We start from the raw sequence: 16,901 nt of genomic DNA, 5'->3' as shown, positions 1-16,901 counted from the left end.
CTCAGGGTGCTCAGCCCTGCGCCCCTTCGATCACGAACTGCACGCGCCGCTCGCCGCGCCATTCGTTCACGTCGAGCCGGTAGGCCAGCAGCGCGCGTGCGGGCAGCGGTTCGGTGCGGCCGAACCAGATGGCATCGACCGGCTCGCCCTGGTGTCTGAGCTTGAGCGACAGGTGCTTTTCCTTGACCAGGCGCTGGCCCAGCACTTCGAGCTCTTCGCTGAACACGGGCGCGGCAAAGCCCTGGCCCCAGACTTCGCGCTGCAGTGCGTCGGCGAGTTCGGCGCGGCGGTATTCGGGCGCGAGCGGGCCGTCGGTTTCGAGCTGGCGCGTGAGCGTGGCTGGCGCGAGCCACTCCTGCGCCACCTGCGCGAGCGCCTGCTCGAACCGCTCGAAATGCTCCTCGGCGATGGTGCAGCCCGCGGCCATGGCGTGGCCGCCGAATCTGAGCAGCACGCCCGGATGGCGCTTGGCCACTAGGTCCAGCGCGTCGCGCAGGTGAAAGCCCGGGATGGAGCGGCCCGAGCCCTTGAGCTCATGCTCCTTGCCCGGCGCGGCGCTCGCGGCGAACACGAAGGTCGGGCGGTGCAGCTTGTCTTTGAGGCGTGAAGCGACGATGCCGACCACGCCCTCGTGAAAATCCGGGTCGAACACGCTCACCGCGGGCGGCGGCGCTTCGGTGGCATCGAACAGGTTTTCTGCGAGCGCGAAGGCCTGCGTGCGCATGTCGCCCTCGATTTCGCGGCGCTCGCGGTTGATGGCGTCCAGCGTCTGCGCGAGTTCGTCGGCGCGCGCCGGGTCGTCGGTCAGCAGGCATTCGATGCCCAGCGTCATGTCGGCCAGGCGCCCCGCGGCGTTGATGCGCGGCCCGAGCGCAAAGCCGAAGTCGAAGGTGTTGGCCACCTGCGCCTGCCGCCCCGCCGCGCGAAACAGCGCTGCCATGCCCGCGGGCATCTGGCCCGCGCGCACGCGCTTGAGGCCCTGCGCCACGAGGCGCCGGTTGTTCGCGTCGAGCCGCACCACGTCGGCCACGGTACCCAGCGCGACGAGCGGCAGCAGCGCGTCGAGCCGTGGCTGGCGCGCGGCGTCGAAACGCCCGCGCGCGCGCAACTCGCTGCGCAGCGCAAGCAGCACGTAAAACATCACGCCCACGCCCGCGAGCGCCTTGCTCTCGAAGCCGCAGCCGGGCTGGTTGGGGTTGACGATGGCGTCCGCGGGCGGCAGCGCCGGGCCGGGCAGGTGGTGGTCGGTGACGAGCACGGCCAGGCCCAGCGCCTTGGCGCGCGCCACGCCTTCGACGCTCGCGATGCCGTTGTCCACGGTGATGAGCACGTCGGCACCGCGCGCATGCACGCGCTCGGCAATCGGCGGCGTGAGGCCGTAGCCGTCGGTCACGCGGTCGGGCACGAGGTAATCGACGTGCCGCGCGCCCAAAAGGCGCAGGCCGCGCACGCCCACGGCGCAGGCGGTGGCGCCGTCGCAGTCGTAGTCGGCCACGATGCACAGGCGCCGGTCTTGCGCGATGGCGTCGGCCAGCAGTGTGGCCGCCTGCGTGATGCTGCGCAGGCCGTCCGGCGGCAGCAGGCGCGCCAGGCCGTCGTCGAGCTCGTCCTTGCTGTGCACGCCGCGCGCCGCGTACAGGCGCGCAAGCAGCGGATGCACGCCCGCCTGCTCCAGCGCCCAGACGGCACGCGGGGGGATTTCTCTGTTAATGATTTTCATAGCGTGTTGTGCAGGTCAGTGATCCGCAAAGGCCGAAAAACGCTCTGAAAGCGCTGCAGCCAATTGCGCCGTGCCGGGCCGAAGCTGAGGGCGCCATGCTCGCCACACAGCGTCAGCTGCACGGCCGCGCCGCGCTGCATTTGCGCGTGCAATGCGGCGAGCGGGCCGGCGTCGAGCTGCTGCCAGGCGGCGGCCCAGGCGTGCCAGTCTTCGCGCAGCGCGGGCGCGCGCAGGTCTTCGGCCACGGTCAGGGTGGTGGGGGCGGCGGCCGTGGCTGCGCGGGGCGTGTGCCAGTCTGCGGGCAGCGCGCCCGCGCCATGCACCCAAAAGGCGTTGACGGCGGGCAGGCCCTGCGCTTCGCGCGCGGCGTTGAAGGGGTGGGTGTAGAGCAGCATCTGCACTTCGCTGTGCAGGCGCTGCAGGCGGCGCGCGGCGTCGGAGCTCGCCAGCGGCGGCAGCCAGTGGCGCACGTCGCGCCCGATGATGCGCTCGAGGGCGGCGGTGGGCAGATCGGCAAACAGCGCGCCGTGCGCGAGCCAGCGCGTAGGCTGCTCGTAGTGCAGCGTGATGCCGTCTTCGGCAAACCAGGGCGCGAGGATGTCCAGCAGCGCACGCGAGGCCGCTTCGTCGAGCTGCAGCGCGGCGGGGTCGCCAAGCGTCACGTGGTCTGCGCCTATGTGCCACTGGCACGGCGTGACGAAGGCCCAGGCTTGGGTGCCGGACGCTAGCCCTTGCTGCACTTGCCGCCAAGCCGCCCACGGAATGCGCCCATCTGCGCTGGGCAGCCCGAGCGCCTGCGCCCAGGCGCGCTCGTACGGCATGGAAAGGCTTTGGGGCGTGCCCGCGAGCGCCGGGCCGGGCGCGAGGTGCTGCAGCAATGCGCGCAGCATGGGCAAGTCCAGCGTTGGCAGAACCTGCGTGCAACCTGGGGCCGGGCTGAGCGCGTAGGGGATGAGCAGATGCGAGGCGGCAGGCATGGGGCGTTATTGTGCGGGACGGGATGCCACAATCCGCCCTCACCATGAACATTCCCTACGAGCTGGCCCTGGGCTGGCGCTACACGCGCGCGGGGCGCGCGACGCGGCGCAACGGCTTCATTTCCTTCATTTCGGGCGTTTCCATGCTGGGCATTGCGCTCGGCGTGGCGGCGCTCATCATCGTGCTGAGCGTGATGAACGGCTTTCAGCGCGACGTGCGCGACCGCATGCTCAGCGTGGTGCCGCACATCGAGATTTTTGCCCCCGGCGGCAACGCCATGCCCGATCCGGCGCGCACCATGGCCGAGGCGCGGCGCAACCCGCAAGTCTTGGGTGCTGCGCCTTTCGTAGCATCTCAGGCACTGCTGGCGCGCGGTGAGGACATGAAAGGCGTGATGGTGCGCGGCATAGACCCGGCGCTGGAGCCACAGGTGACGGACCTGGCGCAGACGCTGCGCGGCAGCGCGCTCACGCAGCTCGTGCCCGGGCAGTTCCGCGTGCTGCTGGGGCACGAGCTGGCGCGCGCGCTCGGTGTGGAAGTGGGCGACGTGGTGACGCTGGTCGCGCCCGCCGGCCAGGTGACGCCTGCGGGCGTGGTGCCGCGCTACAAGCAGCTCACGGTGGCGGGCACGTTTTCTTCGGGGCATTACGAATACGATTCGGCGCTGGTGTTTCTGCATCTCGACGATGCCGAGCGCATTTTCCGGCTCGAAGGCCCGACGGGCGTGCGCCTCAAGCTACAAGATTTGCATCGCGCGCCCGAAGTGGCGCAGGAGCTCGCGCAAACGCTCAGCGGCAATTTGCTGATCCGCGACTGGACGCAGCAAAACCGCACCTGGTTCGCCGCCGTGCAGATGGAAAAGCGCATGATGTTCATCATCCTCACGCTGATCGTGGCCGTGGCGGCGTTCAACCTCGTGAGCACGCTGGTCATGGCCGTGACCGACAAGCGCGCCGACATCGCCATCCTGCGCACGCTGGGCGCGAGCCCGCGCAGCATCATGGGCGTGTTCATGGTGCAGGGGGCGCTGGTGGGGGTGATAGGCACGTTCAGCGGCCTGGTGCTGGGGCTGGCCGTGGCGCTGAACATCGACGTCATCGTGCCCGCGCTCGAGCGGCTGTTCCACGCGCGCTTTCTGCCGCAGGACATCTACCTCATCAGCAAGATGCCGAGCGACCCGCAAAGCGGCGACATCGTGCCCATCGTGCTCATTTCCCTCGTGCTGGCCTTCGTCGCCACGCTGTACCCGAGCTGGCGCGCGAGCCGCATGAACCCGGCCGAGGCGCTGCGCTATGAGTAAACCGGATGCACTTTCGTTTGCGGCGCCCGTGCCCGGCCAGCTGGTGCTGCAGGCCACGGGGCTGGCCAAGCGCTTTACCGAGGGGCCGCTCGACGTGCGCGTGCTGCAGGGCGTCGATTTGCAGGTGCGCGCGGGCGAGACGCTGGCCATCGTCGGCGCCTCGGGCTCGGGCAAGAGCACGCTGCTGCACCTGCTCGGCGGGCTCGACGCGCCCACGGCCGGGCGCGTCGAGCTGCTCGGGCACGATCTGGCCGCGCTCACGCCCGAGCGCCAGGGGCAGCTGCGCAACCGCTACCTGGGCTTCATCTACCAGTTCCACCACCTGCTGCCCGAATTCAGCGCGCTCGAAAACGTCGCCATGCCGCTGCGCATCCGGCGCCTGCCCGTGGCGGCGAGCCAGCAGCAGGCGGCGCAGATGCTGGCCGCCGTGGGCTTGCAAGAGCGCCTGCGGCACCGGCCCGCGGAGCTGTCGGGCGGCGAGCGCCAGCGCGTGGCCATCGCGCGCGCGCTGGTCACGCGCCCGGCCTGCGTGCTGGCCGACGAGCCCACGGGCAACCTGGACCGCGCCACGGCGCACACCGTGTTCGAGCTCATGCTGCACCTGGCGCGCGAACAGGGCACGGCCTTCGTCGTGGTCACGCACGACGAAAGCCTCGCGGCGCGCTGCGGGCGCGTGCTGCGGCTGGAGGCGGGGCGGTTACAAGATTGAGTGCGCGGCCTCGTCCCCGCCATGGCTGTGCGGCGGCGGGGCGAAGGGGGGGCGCTCGTTGAAGTAGCCGGTGTAGAGCTGGCACGCGATGCCGTGCGCCACGCGCTGGGCCTGCTCGGCCAGGGCGGGGGGGAGGCGGCGTTCGGTGTGCTGCTGCCACAGCCGCGTCCAGGCCGCGAAGTGCGCGGGCGTGAGGCCGGGCAGGGCCATGTGTTTTCGGAACACGTCGCCGCGAAAGCTTTTGCTGCCGAGCAGCACCGTGCTCCAGAAGTCCACCATGCGTGCGAGGTGCGTGTCCCAGCGGTCTTTCAATACCTTCTCGAAAACCGGCCCGAGCAGCGGGTCCTGGCGCGCCTCGGCGTAAAAGCCGTGCACCAGGCTGCGGATGTCGGCGGCTTGCGTGGGGGGTGTGGGTGGCGTGGCGATCGCGGACATGGTGGATGTTTTTTGCATCTCAATGGCAGGCGCAGCCCGGCGCGGCAGGGGCTTCGAACTGCGGGAACAGCACGTTGTTTTCGAGGTGGATGTGCGCCACCAGGTCTTCGCCGAGCTGGGCGATGCCCGCATACAGCGCGCGCCAGGTGTTGCAGGCGTCGGCGGGCGGCGTGGCGTCGTTGGTAAGTGCGGCGAGCTTTTGCAGCGCCGCGCCGTGCTCCACGTGCTCGCTGCGCATCATGCTGATGGGCTGGCCGACGAACGGGGCGCCGCCAGCGCGCAGCATGGGGAAAAGAATTTGCTCTTCTTTTTGCATGTGTGAGAGCAATTCTGCCTCCATGGCTTCGAGCAGGTCGGCCAGGCCCGCGGGCACCTGCGGGTGCGCGCGGTGCACGGCCTCCACACGGCGCGCCATGCGGATCAGCTCGGGCAGCTGCGCGCGGTGCACTTCGTGGTAGCGCGTGAGGATGTGGTCTATGAGCGCGCCGGGCGCCGTCGCTTCGGGCAGCGCGTTGCTGCGCTGCAGCGGGGCGATTTCGGCCAGCACGGCCTCGGCGTCCAGCCCTTTGCCCGCGGCGGCGCTGCGCAGGCTTTGCTGGCCGCCGCAGCAAAAATCGAGCTTGAGGCGGCGAAAGATCGCGGTTGCGCCGGGCCACTGCACGGCGATCTGGCCGATCGGCAGATCAGCACTGAGGGCGGGGACGTTTGCGGTGGCGGCGCTGGAGACGGAGGCTGGCATGGGTGAACTCCTAAAGATATATTCGACGTGAATATTTTATGCCATAAAATTCATTCCACATTCATCTTTTGCGTGAAGCACGTCAAATTCCCATGCGCCTGACCCAGTGGACCGACTACAGCCTGCGTGTGCTCATGTATTGCGCCATCCATGCCGAGCGCGCGCAGCCCGTGACCATTACCGAGATCGCCGAGGTGCATGGCATTTCGCGCAGCCACCTCATGAAGATCGTGCAGGAGCTGTCGGCGCGCGGGCTGCTCGACACCACGCGCGGGCGCGGCGGCGGGGTGCGGTTGCTGCAGCCGGCGCAGGCGATCACGGTCGGCGCCGTGGTGCGTGCCACCGAGACGGACTTTGCGCTGGTGGAATGCTTCGACGCAGAGCGCAACCAGTGCCGGCTGCGCGGGCGCTGCCGCCTGCAAGGCGTGCTCGAGCAGGCGCTTGCCGCCTATCTGGCCGTGCTCGACGGCGTGACGCTGGCCGATCTGGTGGCCGAGCCGCAAGTCTGGCAGGGCCTGCAGGCCGTGCCTATGCGGTCCGCGGACGGGGCGGGCGCGGCAGGGGCGGATGCGGAATTTCCCCTCCCCGAAAATTAGACATTGAATTGGCGTATAGCGCTTGATGGACGAGCGCTAGCAGCTATCGAAAAAGAAGTAATTCAAGGCCGTACGACTTCCAGCAGCCTGTCCAGCCCGCCCTCGTCGATGGCCACATGGGCCTGCGTGCGTACCACGGGCTTGGCGTGGTAGGCCACGGCCAGGCCCGCGGCGGCCATCATGGGCAGATCGTTGGCGCCGTCGCCCACGGCGATGGCCTGCGCGCCCGCGCAGCCCAGTTGCGCGCAGGTGGCCAGCAGAGTGTCGCGCTTCATCGCGCCATCGACGATGTCGCCCCAGGGCTGATCGACCATGCGCCCGGTAAGCTGGCCGTCTGCGAGCTCCAGCACGTTGGCGCGCGCAAAGTCGATGCCCAGGCGTGCGGCCACGCGCTCGGCGAAAAAGGTGAAACCGCCCGACACCAGCAGCGTTTTGAGTCCCGCGGCCCGGGCAGCGGCGATGAGCTCCTGCGCGCCCGGGTTCAGGCGCAGGCGCTCGGCGTAGATGCGTTCCATGTCGGCCACGCGCACGCCGCGCAGCAGGGCCACGCGCCGGCGCAGGCTCTCTTTGAAGTCGGCAATCTCGCCGCGCATGGCTGCTTCGGTGATGGCCGCGACTTCCGCCTTGCGGCCCACGGCGTCGGCGATCTCGTCCACGCACTCGATGTTGATCAGCGTGGAATCCATGTCAAAGGCAATGAGCCTGTAGTCCGCCAGACGCAGAGGCGGCTGGATGCCGCGCACGGTGAGGCCGGGGGTGAATTCGGTGGATGGGGGCATGGGCGGCGGTGAACCCAGATTGTCCATGAGGCGGTGCTGCGCACCTACGCGGGCGCTGGCGGACGTCTGCCGGTCATTTGGGCCGCGGCCTCGGCGTCCATGGCTGCGGCCATGGATTTCTCACCCGCGACCAAACTGCCACGCCAGCCGCCTCGCCATCATCCCGCGTCCTCATGAACAACCTGGGTTGAGTGCAAAGCCGCGCATCTTACCTACGCGGCCTTGGCGTGCAGGGGATACAGGTACTGCGGCAGGTGTTCGCTGGCGGGCCGTGCACCGCGGCAAAAGCCAGCCACGCGCGCCGCGACTTCGTGCTTGCGCTTGTCCAGCGTGAGCACGTGGTAGCAGTCATCGACGAAGCAGATTTCTACTTGGTGCGCGCCGATTTCGTCGCGCACGAGGTAGGCGTTGCGGATGCTGGCCATGTCGTCTTCGGTGGAGTGCACGATCAGCGTGGGCTGCTGCACCTGCGGCAGGCAGCGGCGCGCGGCGCGGATCAGGCGCCGGCTTTGCCAGATCACGGTGGCGGGGGTTTTGAAGTGGCCTACCTTGTCGGCGGTCTGGCTGTCGCGCTTTTGCAGGACGGCCGTGACCATGGCGCGCACGCGCTCGTCCTTGATGCCGTAGGGCGGCGGCTCTTGCCAGGCAAACACGTAGCGCAATGGGCTGTAGAGGATGAGCGGCAAAAACAGCGTCTGGCGCAGCTTGGGCATGTTCCAGCCGTCGTAGAAAAACGTGGGCGAGAGCAGCGCAAGGCCCGCCACGCGTGTGCGCTGGCGGCTCGCGAGCACCAGGCACAGCAGCGCGCCCATCGAGAGGCCCGCCACATACACCTGCGCATGGCGCTGCGCGAGCGCCTCGAAGCAGCGCTCCACGCTGTCGTACCAATCTTCCCAGCGGCTCGCCTTGAGCGCGGCCACGCTGTCGCAGTGCCCGGCCAGTTGCGGGCAGGCCACCGACAAGCCCTGGCGCGCGAGCTGGCGGCCAAAGTCGCGCATTTCGGCCGGCGTGCCGGTCAGCCCGTGCACCAGCAGCACAGCGCTGCTGCCGCGTGGCAAATAAAAGCCGTTGGGCCCGAGCAGGGTATCGAGTGCGGCGTCGGTCATGGGGGTCTCCTCAGCAAATCAGCCCGATAGTCCCCATGGTCATTGCGCGCCGCAGCGCTGCAGCAGTTGCTCGAACAGCGCCAGGCCCAGGTCGATTTCTGCGCGCGTGATGGTGAGGCTGGGCGCGAGGGTGAACACGTTTTTGGAGTAGCCGCCGATGTCCAGCACCAGCCCGTAGGTTTTGCCGTCGAGCGACAGGTCGCCCTTGAGCCCCTCGTTGAAGATGCGGTCGGCAAGCTGGCGGTTGGGCGTGTAGCCGTCGGCCGTGCACATTTCCATGCGCAGCGCCATGCCCATGCCGCTGACGTCGCCGATCATCTTCCAGCGGGTTTTGAGCTCCTGCAGCTTTTGCAGGAAGTAGGCGCCCTTGGCGCGCAGCTCGGGTTCGAGCTCTTTTTCCTGCGTCATGCGCAGCACCTCGAGCGCCGTGGCCGTGCCCAGCGGGTTCGATGAAAAGGTCGAGTGCGTGGAGCCGGGCGGGAAGACCTGCGGGTTGATGAACTCTTCGCGCGCCCAGATGCCCGAGATCGGGTTGAGCCCGTTGGTGATCGCCTTGCCGAAAATGAACACGTCGGGCACGATGCCGAAGTTCTCCCACGACCAGAGCTTGCCCGTGCGGTACACGCCCATCTGGATTTCATCGACCACGAGCAGGATGTTGCGCTCCTTGAGCGTTTTGGCGAGCTTTGGAAAGTAGCCCGCGGGCGGGATCACGTAGCCGCCCGTGCCCTGGATGGTTTCGACGTAGAACGCGCCGTATTCGGCCTGCTTGGCCTTGTCGTCCCAGACGCCGTTGTATTCGGTCTCGAACAGCTTTTCGAACTCGTTGTGGCAATACATGCCGCAGCTTTCCTGTTTCATGCCGTAGGGGCAGCGAAAGCAGTACGGGAAGGGGATGAACTGCGCGCGGTCGGAGAAATGCCCGAAGCGGCGGCGGTAGCGGTAGCTCGAGGTGATGGCCGAGGCGCCCAGCGTGCGGCCGTGGTAGCCGCCCATGAAGGCGAACATCAAATTCTTGCCGGTGGCGTTGCGCACGATCTTGAGCGAATCCTCCACCGCCTGCGCGCCGCCCACGTTGAAGTGCACGCGGCCTTTGACGCCGTATTTTTGCTCCACGTATTGGCAGATCGTCTCGGCGAGCTCGACCTTTTCGGCGTGCAGGTACTGGCAGGCCAGCTGCGGCAGCGTGTCGATCTGGCGCTTGAGCACTTCGTTCAGGCGCGGGTTGCGGTAGCCGAAGTTCACGGCCGAATACCACATCTGCAGGTCGAGGTAGGGTGTGTTTTGCTCGTCGTAGAGGTACGAGCCTTCGCACGATGTGAACACCTTGGGCGGGTCGGCGTAGTGCACGGTGTCGCCCCAGGAACAATAAATGGCGTCTTTTTCGAGCAGGGTCAGGGGCTTTTCGGTCATCGGAGCGGGGTTTTTCATACGGAATGTGCTATCAAAAATGAAGGTCAGGGCGTGGCTGGGAGGCGGACGCAGCCGCGGAGCCGTGAAGACGTCACGCCGCCACGGGCAAGGGCTGGGCCTGCGGCCAGCCGCGCACCACGCGCAGCACGTCGGCAAAGGTCTCGAACGGGGTGTGCGCGATCTGCTGCGCGCGGCAGTGTTCGATCAGCGAACCCTTGGCAAAGACGATGTCGGCGCGCGCCGCCAGGCAGGCGTCGGACTTGCCGTCGCCCACGAGCACGATGGGCCCGCCGTGCTGCGCCGCAAGGTCTTGTGCCACGGCGCACTTGCACACGCCATTGCCGGCCTGGCAGCTGCTCTGGCGCAGCGGAAAGTGCAGCTCCAGCCGGTCGGGCAGGATGTGTTCGAGGTGGTTCGCGTACACGGGCAGCTCGGAGATGCCGTGGCGGCCCAGGCAGGCGTGGATGGCCTGGTCGAGCCCGTCGCTCACGATGGCCAGCGCCGCGAAACTGCGCACGTGCTCGCTGAACGCGCGAAAGTGCGGGTCTATGCGCATGCCGCGGTAAAACGCCGCGAGTGTGTGGGCGTCGGCGCGCACCAGGCGGATCTGGCCCTGCATGCACTCCACGGCGCTGATGCGGTCTTGCAGCCAGGCGTCTTCCAGCTCCTGCCAGGCTGGGTCTGCGTGCTGCGCGAGCAATTGGTCTACCGTGTCCTGCGTGGACACGGTGCCGTCGAAGTCGATCACGAAAATCATTCGCTCTCCTGTACGTTGATGGCGCCAGCGTAAAAAGGCCGCGCCTTCATTTGCCTGACGGCGCCAGAGCCCTGTGGCTGCGTACTGGATTGCCTTGGCGCGCCTGCGCGCGCTGCCCACAATGGCGGGGTTTTGCAACGGGAAATGTGGGCGCGCATGCAGGTCTTTTTGTTGTGGGTGGCGAACACCGTGCTCGACGCGGGCGGGCAGCTCGCCTTCAAGCGGGCGGCCATAGAGCCCGGCGCGGCCGACGGCTGGGCGCGCTGGCGGCACATGCTCGCGCGGCCCTGGATCTGGCTGGGCGTGGCCTGCTTCGCGGGCGAGTTTTTGGTGTGGCTCGCGTTTCTGTCGGTGGTGCCGCTCGCGCAGGGGGTGCTTTTGGGCATGGTCAGCATCGTGGTCGTGATGCTGGGCGGGCGCTGGCTGTTTCACGAGCACTTCACGCGCTTGCGCCTGCTGGGCATAGGGCTGATCGCGGCCGGTGTGGCCGTGGTGGGGCTGGGCTGATGTCGCTCAAGCGCTTTTACCTGCTGGGCTTTGTGGCGCTGATCGCGTTCGACACCTTTTCACAGGTGTGCTTCAAGCTCACGGCGCTGCACGCGGCGCCGTTTGCGCCCGATGCGGCCTGGGTGCTGCGCGTGCTGCTGCAGCCCTGGGTGTACGGAGCCATCGTGGGCTACCTGGGCGCCTTCGTCACCTGGATGACGCTGCTGCGCCACGCGCCCATAGGCCCGGCGTTCGCCGCCTCGCACCTCGAAGTCATCGGCGTGATGATCCTCTCGGTGCCGGTGTTTGGCGAGGCGCTCAGCGCGCTGCAGCTGCTCGGTGCGGGGCTGATCATCGCGGGCGTGGTGTGCCTCGCGCTCGGGGAGAGCACGCATGCGCCGGCCCGGCCTTGAGCCTGGTTTTTTGCCGCGCGAGGTGCCGCCCACGGCCGGGCTGCCTGTGCGTGTTTCAGAGCTTTTTGGGCCCTTAGCGCCTGATCTACCTGCGCTGGCAGCTCAGTTTTTAGGAGTTGAAGAAGTCGGCATCAGCGCCTCTGGCAGTGCGGCGCTGGTGCTCATCCTGCAGACCTTGCGCCGCTTGCGCGCGCGCCGGCAGGTCATCGTGCCGGCCTACACCTGCCCGCTCGTGGTGCTGGCGGTGGTGCAGTGCGGCCTGCAGCCGGTGGTGTGCGACGTGGCGCCGGGCAGCTTCGAGCTCGACCCGGATCACCTGGCGGCCCTCAGCGGCCCCGACACGCTGGCCGTGCTGCCCACGCACCTGGGCGGGCGTGTGGCGCGGCTCTATCCGGTGCTGGCCGTGGCGCGCGCGGCGGGCGCTTTCGTCGTCGAAGACGCGGCGCAGGCCTTCGGGGCGCGCGTGCAGGCGCAGGCGCATGCTCAGGCGCTTGTGGCGGCGCCCGCAGGCACGCAAAGCGTCGGGCTGGCCGGCGATGCGGGCTTTTTCAGCTTTGCCGCGGGCAAGGGTTTGAGTTTGTACGAGGGCGGTGCCTGGCTTGCACGCGATGCCGCGCTGCGCGCCGAGATTGCCGCCACCGCGCGCCAGTTGCAGACGCCGGCCTGGGGTTTCGAGGCCTGGCGCAGCCTGCAGCTGCTGGGGCTGGCGCTGTGCTACCGGCCGCGCATGTTGCCCTACGTCTATGGCCTGCCCCTGCGCCGCGCCGTGCGCCGCGGGCAGCTCGCGCAGGCCGTGGGCGACGTGTTCGACTTGCCGATTCCGCTGCACCCCGTGGGCGCGTGGCGGCGCGCGGTGGGCGCGCGGGCGCTGCGTCGGCTGCCGGCATTCCAGGCGGCTTTGGCTCAGCAGGCGCAGCGGCGCTTGCCACAGCTCGCGCGCCTGCCGGGCGTGACGGTGCTCGGGTATGCGCCGGCCGACGCTGCGGAGGGCGGCACGGCAGGGGACGGTGCCTACCAAGGCCTCTGGCCGTTTTTCATGCTGCTTTTGCCCACGCCCGCGCAGCGCGACGCGGCGCTCGCGGCGCTGTGGCCGCGCGGGCTCGGCGTGACGCGCCTGTTCATCCACGCGCTGCCTGACTATGCCTACCTGCGCCCCTGGCTGCCTGTGCAGAATTGCCCTCACGCGCGCGACCTGGCCGCGCGCATGCTGACCATCAGCAACAGCCCCTGGCTCGACGACGCAGGCTTTGCACGCATCGTCGCTGAGCTCGAGCGCTGTCTGCGCTGATGCGCCGATTGCCACTCAGTGCCACTATCCGCACTTGCACCACGAAGACGAGAAGCACCATGAGAATCCTGCTGGTCGAAGACGATGCCATGCTGGCCGACGGCCTGCGCGAGGTGTTCCACCGCGCGGGCTACGCGCTGGACCACCTCACGGCGGCCGAGCAGGCCTTGCTCGCGCTGCGCTTGACGCCGTTCGACCTGGTGGTGGCCGACATCGGCCTGCCGGGCATGGACGGGCTCGAGATGGTGCGCCGCCTGCGCGCCACGGGCAGCAAGGTGCCGGTGCTCATGCTGACCGCGCGCGACGCTCTTGAAGACCGCGTCAAGGGGCTCAACCTGGGCGCCGACGACTACCTGGTCAAACCCTTTGCCATGCCCGAGCTGATCGCACGCGCGCAGGCGCTGATCCGCCGCAGCCAGGCCAATGCGCAATCGGCCCTGCGCCTGGGCGCGCTGGTGCTCGACACCGCCACGCACGAGGCCACGCTCGCCGATGCGCCGCTGCACCTCACGGGGCGCGAATGGGCGGTGCTCGAGACGCTGCTGCTGGCCGCGCCGCGCGTGGTGAGCAAAAACAAGCTCGCCGAGAGCCTGAGCGAGTGGGACAAGGAAATCACCAGCAACGCGGTGGAAATCTACGTGAGCCGCCTGCGCGCCAAGCTCGACGGCAGCGGCGTGCTGCTGCGCACCGTGCGCGGCATAGGCTACCGCCTGGAAATCGAATAAGATGCAACCGAAAAAGCGTGAAACACTGCGCAGCCGGCTCACGCGCTCGGCGCTGGTGCCGGCGCTCGTGCTGGTGGCCATCAGCGCGGTGTTCGACTATTACAACGCGCTCGATCTGGCGCAGCAGGCGCAGGACAACGTGCTCTACAAGACCGCGATCGCGCTGGCCACGCGCATGACGCCCGACGAAGCGTACGAAAGCCGCGAGGACCTGATCAAGCACATCGACCCCGAGGCCGAAGCCCTGCTCAAGGCCGACCCTGAAGACGAAGTGCACTTTCTCGTCGTCGATGCGCAGGGCCGTTTGCTCGTGGGCGACCCGGCGCTGCTGCCGCTGCTGGCGCAGCGCGCACCACCCGACCTCGACGACCCCGACCCGGACTTCGACGATGCCGTGGTGGCGGGGCAGGAAGTGCGGCTGATCGACCTGCGCCACCGCGCCAAGGGCTTCGAAAACCGTGTGATCGTGACCGAAACCAACCACAAGCGCAGCGCCAATACGTTGAGCATTCTGTTCGACACGCTGTGGCCCAACGTGCTGCTGCTCGTGGTCATGACCTGGCTCATGCGCCGCGGCATCACCCGGGCGCTGCAGCCGCTGGGTACGCTGAGCGCGGCCATCGACCGGCGCGAGATGGCCGACCTGACCCCCGTGCCGCAAGACGGCGTGCCGGCCGACATCCTGCCCTTGGTCACGGCGATCAACCGCATGCTCGAGCGCCTCGAGCGCGCCGTGGCCGAGCAGCAGGTGTTCCTCTCGGGTGCGGCGCACCAGCTGCGCACGCCGCTCGCGGGAATCCAGGCGCAGCTCGAGCTCGCCGCGATGGACGCGGGCCCCGCGGTGCGCGAGCGGCTCGAGCGCATCCACGCGGCGATCGACGACCTTGCGCATTGCACGCAGCAGATGCTCACGCTCGCACGTTCGTCCGAGCAGGCGAGCACGGTGCACGACTTTCACCCCGTGGACCTGGGCGAGCTGCTCGAAGACGCGGCCTCGAACTGGCTCGACCACGCGCTGCGCCATGGCGTCGAGTTGGGCTTTGACCTCGCGCCCGCCAAGTGCCAGGGCTCACCCTGGATGCTGCAGGAGCTGCTGGGCAACCTGATCGACAACGCCATCAAATACAGCCCCGCAGGCGGGCGCGTCACGGTGCGCTGCGGCACCGACACCGCGAGCGGCGCAGCCTTTTTGGAGGTCGAGGACGAGGGGCCGGGCATTCCGCCCGAAGAGCGCACGCGCGTGGGCGAGCCGTACTTTCGCGGCCGCGGCGTGCAGGCCGCCGGCTCGGGCCTGGGCCTCGCGATCGTGCGTGAAGTCGCCAAGCGCCATCATGCGCACTTGCAGTTGCTCGACACCGCAAGCGGCCGCGGCATTCGCGTGCGGGTGGAGTTTGCGCGCTTGGGTTAGCGGTTTGCCTGATCCGTGTGCCCGCTTTGGCGCGGAAACACCACGGTGAAGCGCGTCCCCTGCCCGTAGGGGTCGGCACCTACGTGGATGCGTGCCTCGTGGAAGGTGGCAACGCGCTGCACAATGGTCAAGCCCAGCCCTGCACCGCCGGGCGGGCTTGCGGCCGGGCGGTAAAACGGCTCGAAAATGCGCGTGCGCTCTTCGGGCGGGATGCCCGGCCCCTGGTTGGAAACCATCAAGTGAACCGCGTGCGCGTCGGCGCTGAGCGCGACATCCACCCTGGCGCCCGCGGGCGAATAGCGGATCGCGTTGTCCACCAGATTGCGCACCAGGATCGTCAAGCCCAGGGCGATGCCATACACCGGCATTTCGCCCTCGCCATCCACGCCCAGCTCCACATTTTTGGCCACCGCCAAAGGGGCCAGTTCGGCCACCACGTCTGTGGCGACGGTGCGCAGATCGACCTGCGCGCGCAGCGCGCCGGTGGCCTCGGGGTCGAGGCGCGTCAGCGTGAGCAACTGCGACACCACGCGCGTGGCGCGGTCCACTCCCTGCAAGAGCTGCTGCAAGGCGTGCTCGCGCGGTGCGCCCTCGTCGGCGCGCAAGGCCAGCTGGGCCTGCGTTTTCAGCACCGCCAGCGGCGTGCGCAACTCGTGCGCGGCGTGCGCGGTGAAGCGCCGCTCGCGTGCCATGGCGGCCTGCAGGGCTTCGAGCAGTTGGTTGAGCGCGCCGACGACGCCGTGGATTTCCTGCGGCACCTGGGTCAGTGGTATGGGGGTGAGCTGCGCAGGTGTGCGCTGCACGATTTCGCGCTCGGTCTGCGCAAGCGGTGCGAGGCCGCGCCGTATGCCCATCCAGACCAGCACCGCGAGCACGGGCAGCGCCAGGGCTAGCGGCCCCACGAGCTCGCCCAGCACATGCCGCACCAGGGCGACGCGCCCGGCCATGGGTTCGGCCACATACACCGTGATGAGCCCCGAAGGGTGCGCCTGCTGCAACACGCGCCAGGGTGTGCCCTGCAGCGTGACGCTGGCGAAGCCGGGGGCATTGCTGAAGCGCTCCTGCGGCGCCGCGGAAGAGCGCACTAGCAGGCGCCCGCGGTACCACAGCTGAAAAGCGGCCTCTCCGTCGTACAGGCGCACCAGGCGCTCGCTGAAAACTCCTTGCAGCACCTTTTCCGGCGGCTCTTCTTCGTCGCTGAGCTCGTGGTAGGCCAGCCCCGTGATCACGCCCGCGATCTTGCTCAGGCGGTCGTCGTAGAGGTCTTCGATCTCGGCGCGGGCGTTCCAGAACACGATGCCGATCAGCAGCAGCCATGCAAGCAAAAACACGCCCAGCATGGCGAGCGTGAGGCGGCGTCTAATCGAAATCATGGGGTTGGCCGGGGAACTTGCAGTGGAATCATGTAACCCACGCCGCGCACCGTGACGATGTATTCGCGCCGCAGCTTGCGGCGCAGGTGGTGCACGTGGACTTCGATGGTATTGCTGTCGATGTCGCTTTGCCAGCCGTAAAGGCCTTTTTCCATGCGCTCGCGCGACAGCACCTTGCCCATGTTTTGCAGCAGCAGATGCAGCAAGGAAAATTCCTTGCTCGACAGATCGACCGGCTCGCCGGCCAGATGCACCGTCCAGGCCACCGGATTGAGCACCAGATCGCCATACTGGATCACGTTGTCCGAGCGCCCGCTTGCGCGCCGCAGCAGGGCGCGCAGGCGCGCGGCCAGCTCTTCGAGGTCGAAGGGCTTGGTCAGGTAGTCGTCGCCACCCGCGTCCAGCCCCGCGACGCGGTCGGCCACGGCGTCGCGCGCCGTCAGGATCAACACGGGCGCCGTCATGCCGATGCTGCGCGCGTAGCGCAGCACGTCGATGCCGCTGATGGCCGGCAGCCCGAGGTCGAGCACCACCAGGTCGAAGCGCTCCTTGCGCAGCGCGGCCTGGGCCGCCGCGCCGTCACGCACCCAATCGACCGCGTAGCCCTCCTGCTGCAGCCCGGTCTGCACGGCCGCGCCCAGCATGGCGTCGTCTTCGACGAGCAGCAAACGCATGG

Annotated in this window: 18 protein-coding genes; 8 read left to right on the top strand and 10 right to left on the bottom strand. The window is 68.5% G+C overall.

Annotated elements, in window-relative coordinates:
• Positions 1-10: 10 nt before the first annotated feature.
• Positions 11-1,720, bottom strand: a complete 1,710-nt coding sequence (gene recJ / locus DFR45_RS00220) for a single-stranded-DNA-specific exonuclease RecJ (protein WP_114481715.1) — start codon at positions 1,718-1,720, stop codon at positions 11-13.
• Entirely contained in the window at positions 1,717-2,697 is a 981-nt protein-coding gene (locus DFR45_RS00215; protein ID WP_114481714.1) for a phosphoglycerate mutase, read from the bottom strand. Before DFR45_RS00215 ends, recJ begins: the two co-directional genes overlap by 4 nt.
• Before the next feature lie 44 nt (positions 2,698-2,741).
• Here DFR45_RS00215 and DFR45_RS00210 point away from each other — a divergent pair, with 44 nt between their 5' ends.
• A complete protein-coding gene (locus tag DFR45_RS00210) occupies positions 2,742-3,998 on the top strand; it encodes a lipoprotein-releasing ABC transporter permease subunit (protein WP_114481713.1) in 1,257 nt (418 codons plus the stop codon).
• Entirely contained in the window at positions 3,991-4,707 is a 717-nt protein-coding gene (gene lolD, locus DFR45_RS00205) for a lipoprotein-releasing ABC transporter ATP-binding protein LolD (protein ID WP_114481712.1), read from the top strand. Before DFR45_RS00210 ends, lolD begins: the two co-directional genes overlap by 8 nt.
• Here lolD and DFR45_RS00200 read toward each other — a convergent pair.
• The gene (locus DFR45_RS00200) at positions 4,696-5,142 is read right to left on the bottom strand and encodes a group III truncated hemoglobin (RefSeq protein WP_241659327.1); all 447 of its coding nucleotides are present in this window, start codon (positions 5,140-5,142) and stop codon (positions 4,696-4,698) included. The two genes, lolD and DFR45_RS00200, sit on opposite strands and share 12 nt — an antisense overlap.
• Before the next feature lie 19 nt (positions 5,143-5,161).
• The gene (gene ytfE, locus DFR45_RS00195) at positions 5,162-5,881 is read right to left on the bottom strand and encodes an iron-sulfur cluster repair protein YtfE (RefSeq protein ID WP_114481711.1); all 720 of its coding nucleotides are present in this window, start codon (positions 5,879-5,881) and stop codon (positions 5,162-5,164) included.
• Positions 5,882-5,973: 92 nt separating this feature from the next.
• On the opposite strand from ytfE, the gene DFR45_RS00190 reads away from it, so the two are divergent.
• Positions 5,974-6,477, top strand: a complete 504-nt coding sequence (locus tag DFR45_RS00190; protein WP_114481710.1) for an RrF2 family transcriptional regulator — start codon at positions 5,974-5,976, stop codon at positions 6,475-6,477.
• 62 nt (positions 6,478-6,539) lie between these two features.
• Here DFR45_RS00190 and serB read toward each other — a convergent pair whose 3' ends face one another.
• The 4 genes from serB to DFR45_RS00170 form a co-directional block, all read right to left on the bottom strand.
• A complete protein-coding gene (serB, locus tag DFR45_RS00185; RefSeq protein ID WP_114481709.1) occupies positions 6,540-7,256 on the bottom strand; it encodes a phosphoserine phosphatase SerB in 717 nt (238 codons plus the stop codon).
• Positions 7,257-7,468: 212 nt separating this feature from the next.
• Positions 7,469-8,362: an alpha/beta hydrolase gene (locus DFR45_RS00180; protein ID WP_114481708.1), complete on the bottom strand. Its 894-nt coding sequence runs from the start codon at positions 8,360-8,362 to the stop codon at positions 7,469-7,471.
• 39 nt (positions 8,363-8,401) lie between these two features.
• On the bottom strand, positions 8,402-9,793 hold the full coding sequence (locus tag DFR45_RS00175) for an aspartate aminotransferase family protein (RefSeq protein WP_241659326.1): 1,392 nt from the start codon (positions 9,791-9,793) through the stop codon (positions 8,402-8,404).
• Positions 9,794-9,866: 73 nt separating this feature from the next.
• The gene (locus DFR45_RS00170; protein WP_114481706.1) at positions 9,867-10,532 is read right to left on the bottom strand and encodes an HAD-IB family phosphatase; all 666 of its coding nucleotides are present in this window, start codon (positions 10,530-10,532) and stop codon (positions 9,867-9,869) included.
• Between the two features lie 156 nt (positions 10,533-10,688).
• Here DFR45_RS00170 and DFR45_RS00165 point away from each other — a divergent pair, with 156 nt between their 5' ends.
• From DFR45_RS00165 to DFR45_RS00145, 5 genes are read left to right on the top strand one after another with little or no spacing between them, the layout of a single operon-like run.
• Positions 10,689-11,039, top strand: a complete 351-nt coding sequence (locus DFR45_RS00165) for an EamA family transporter (RefSeq protein ID WP_174564667.1) — start codon at positions 10,689-10,691, stop codon at positions 11,037-11,039.
• Entirely contained in the window at positions 11,039-11,431 is a 393-nt protein-coding gene (locus DFR45_RS00160; protein ID WP_114481704.1) for a DMT family transporter, read from the top strand. Before DFR45_RS00165 ends, DFR45_RS00160 begins: the two co-directional genes overlap by 1 nt.
• The gene (locus DFR45_RS00155) at positions 11,412-12,719 is read left to right on the top strand and encodes a DegT/DnrJ/EryC1/StrS family aminotransferase (RefSeq protein ID WP_114481703.1); all 1,308 of its coding nucleotides are present in this window, start codon (positions 11,412-11,414) and stop codon (positions 12,717-12,719) included. The genes DFR45_RS00160 and DFR45_RS00155 overlap by 20 nt, the downstream gene beginning before the upstream one ends.
• Before the next feature lie 59 nt (positions 12,720-12,778).
• Positions 12,779-13,444, top strand: coding sequence for a response regulator (locus DFR45_RS00150; RefSeq protein WP_114481702.1), 666 nt, complete (start codon positions 12,779-12,781; stop codon positions 13,442-13,444).
• A 1-nt stretch (position 13,445) separates the two neighbouring features.
• The gene (locus DFR45_RS00145; RefSeq protein ID WP_114481701.1) at positions 13,446-14,852 is read left to right on the top strand and encodes a sensor histidine kinase; all 1,407 of its coding nucleotides are present in this window, start codon (positions 13,446-13,448) and stop codon (positions 14,850-14,852) included.
• Here the strand turns inward: DFR45_RS00145 and DFR45_RS00140 are convergent.
• Together DFR45_RS00140 and DFR45_RS00135 are read right to left on the bottom strand one after the other, a co-directional pair.
• On the bottom strand, positions 14,849-16,225 hold the full coding sequence (locus tag DFR45_RS00140) for an ATP-binding protein (protein ID WP_114481700.1): 1,377 nt from the start codon (positions 16,223-16,225) through the stop codon (positions 14,849-14,851). The two genes, DFR45_RS00145 and DFR45_RS00140, sit on opposite strands and share 4 nt — an antisense overlap.
• Positions 16,222-16,899: a response regulator gene (locus DFR45_RS00135; RefSeq protein WP_114481699.1), complete on the bottom strand. Its 678-nt coding sequence runs from the start codon at positions 16,897-16,899 to the stop codon at positions 16,222-16,224. Before DFR45_RS00135 ends, DFR45_RS00140 begins: the two co-directional genes overlap by 4 nt.
• Positions 16,900-16,901 lie beyond the last annotated feature (2 nt).

This window comes from Extensimonas vulgaris, assembly GCF_003337425.1.
Classification (GTDB): domain Bacteria; phylum Pseudomonadota; class Gammaproteobacteria; order Burkholderiales; family Burkholderiaceae_C; genus Extensimonas; species Extensimonas vulgaris.
Note: the sequence above shows the minus strand (reverse complement) of the source record. Positions and strands in the feature narration are given on the sequence as shown.

Excerpts from the sequence above, each read along its gene's own strand:
- DFR45_RS00190 (WP_114481710.1), top strand. The coding sequence starts at position 5,974 with ATGCGCCTGACCCAGTGGACCGACTACAGCCTGCGTGTGCTCATGTAT.
- serB (WP_114481709.1), bottom strand. The coding sequence starts at position 7,256 with ATGCCCCCATCCACCGAATTCACCCCCGGCCTCACCGTGCGCGGCATC.
- DFR45_RS00170 (WP_114481706.1), bottom strand. The coding sequence starts at position 10,532 with ATGATTTTCGTGATCGACTTCGACGGCACCGTGTCCACGCAGGACACG.
- DFR45_RS00150 (WP_114481702.1), top strand. The coding sequence starts at position 12,779 with ATGAGAATCCTGCTGGTCGAAGACGATGCCATGCTGGCCGACGGCCTG.
- DFR45_RS00165 (WP_174564667.1), top strand. The coding sequence starts at position 10,689 with ATGCAGGTCTTTTTGTTGTGGGTGGCGAACACCGTGCTCGACGCGGGC.
- recJ (WP_114481715.1), bottom strand. The coding sequence starts at position 1,720 with ATGAAAATCATTAACAGAGAAATCCCCCCGCGTGCCGTCTGGGCGCTG.
- DFR45_RS00155 (WP_114481703.1), top strand. The coding sequence starts at position 11,412 with ATGCGCCGGCCCGGCCTTGAGCCTGGTTTTTTGCCGCGCGAGGTGCCG.
- DFR45_RS00135 (WP_114481699.1), bottom strand. The coding sequence starts at position 16,899 with ATGCGTTTGCTGCTCGTCGAAGACGACGCCATGCTGGGCGCGGCCGTG.
- DFR45_RS00145 (WP_114481701.1), top strand. The coding sequence starts at position 13,446 with ATGCAACCGAAAAAGCGTGAAACACTGCGCAGCCGGCTCACGCGCTCG.
- DFR45_RS00140 (WP_114481700.1), bottom strand. The coding sequence starts at position 16,225 with ATGATTTCGATTAGACGCCGCCTCACGCTCGCCATGCTGGGCGTGTTT.
- ytfE (WP_114481711.1), bottom strand. The coding sequence starts at position 5,881 with ATGCCAGCCTCCGTCTCCAGCGCCGCCACCGCAAACGTCCCCGCCCTC.
- DFR45_RS00215 (WP_114481714.1), bottom strand. The coding sequence starts at position 2,697 with ATGCCTGCCGCCTCGCATCTGCTCATCCCCTACGCGCTCAGCCCGGCC.
- DFR45_RS00175 (WP_241659326.1), bottom strand. The coding sequence starts at position 9,793 with ATGAAAAACCCCGCTCCGATGACCGAAAAGCCCCTGACCCTGCTCGAA.
- DFR45_RS00160 (WP_114481704.1), top strand. The coding sequence starts at position 11,039 with ATGTCGCTCAAGCGCTTTTACCTGCTGGGCTTTGTGGCGCTGATCGCG.
- DFR45_RS00210 (WP_114481713.1), top strand. The coding sequence starts at position 2,742 with ATGAACATTCCCTACGAGCTGGCCCTGGGCTGGCGCTACACGCGCGCG.
- DFR45_RS00200 (WP_241659327.1), bottom strand. The coding sequence starts at position 5,142 with ATGTCCGCGATCGCCACGCCACCCACACCCCCCACGCAAGCCGCCGAC.
- DFR45_RS00180 (WP_114481708.1), bottom strand. The coding sequence starts at position 8,362 with ATGACCGACGCCGCACTCGATACCCTGCTCGGGCCCAACGGCTTTTAT.
- lolD (WP_114481712.1), top strand. The coding sequence starts at position 3,991 with ATGAGTAAACCGGATGCACTTTCGTTTGCGGCGCCCGTGCCCGGCCAG.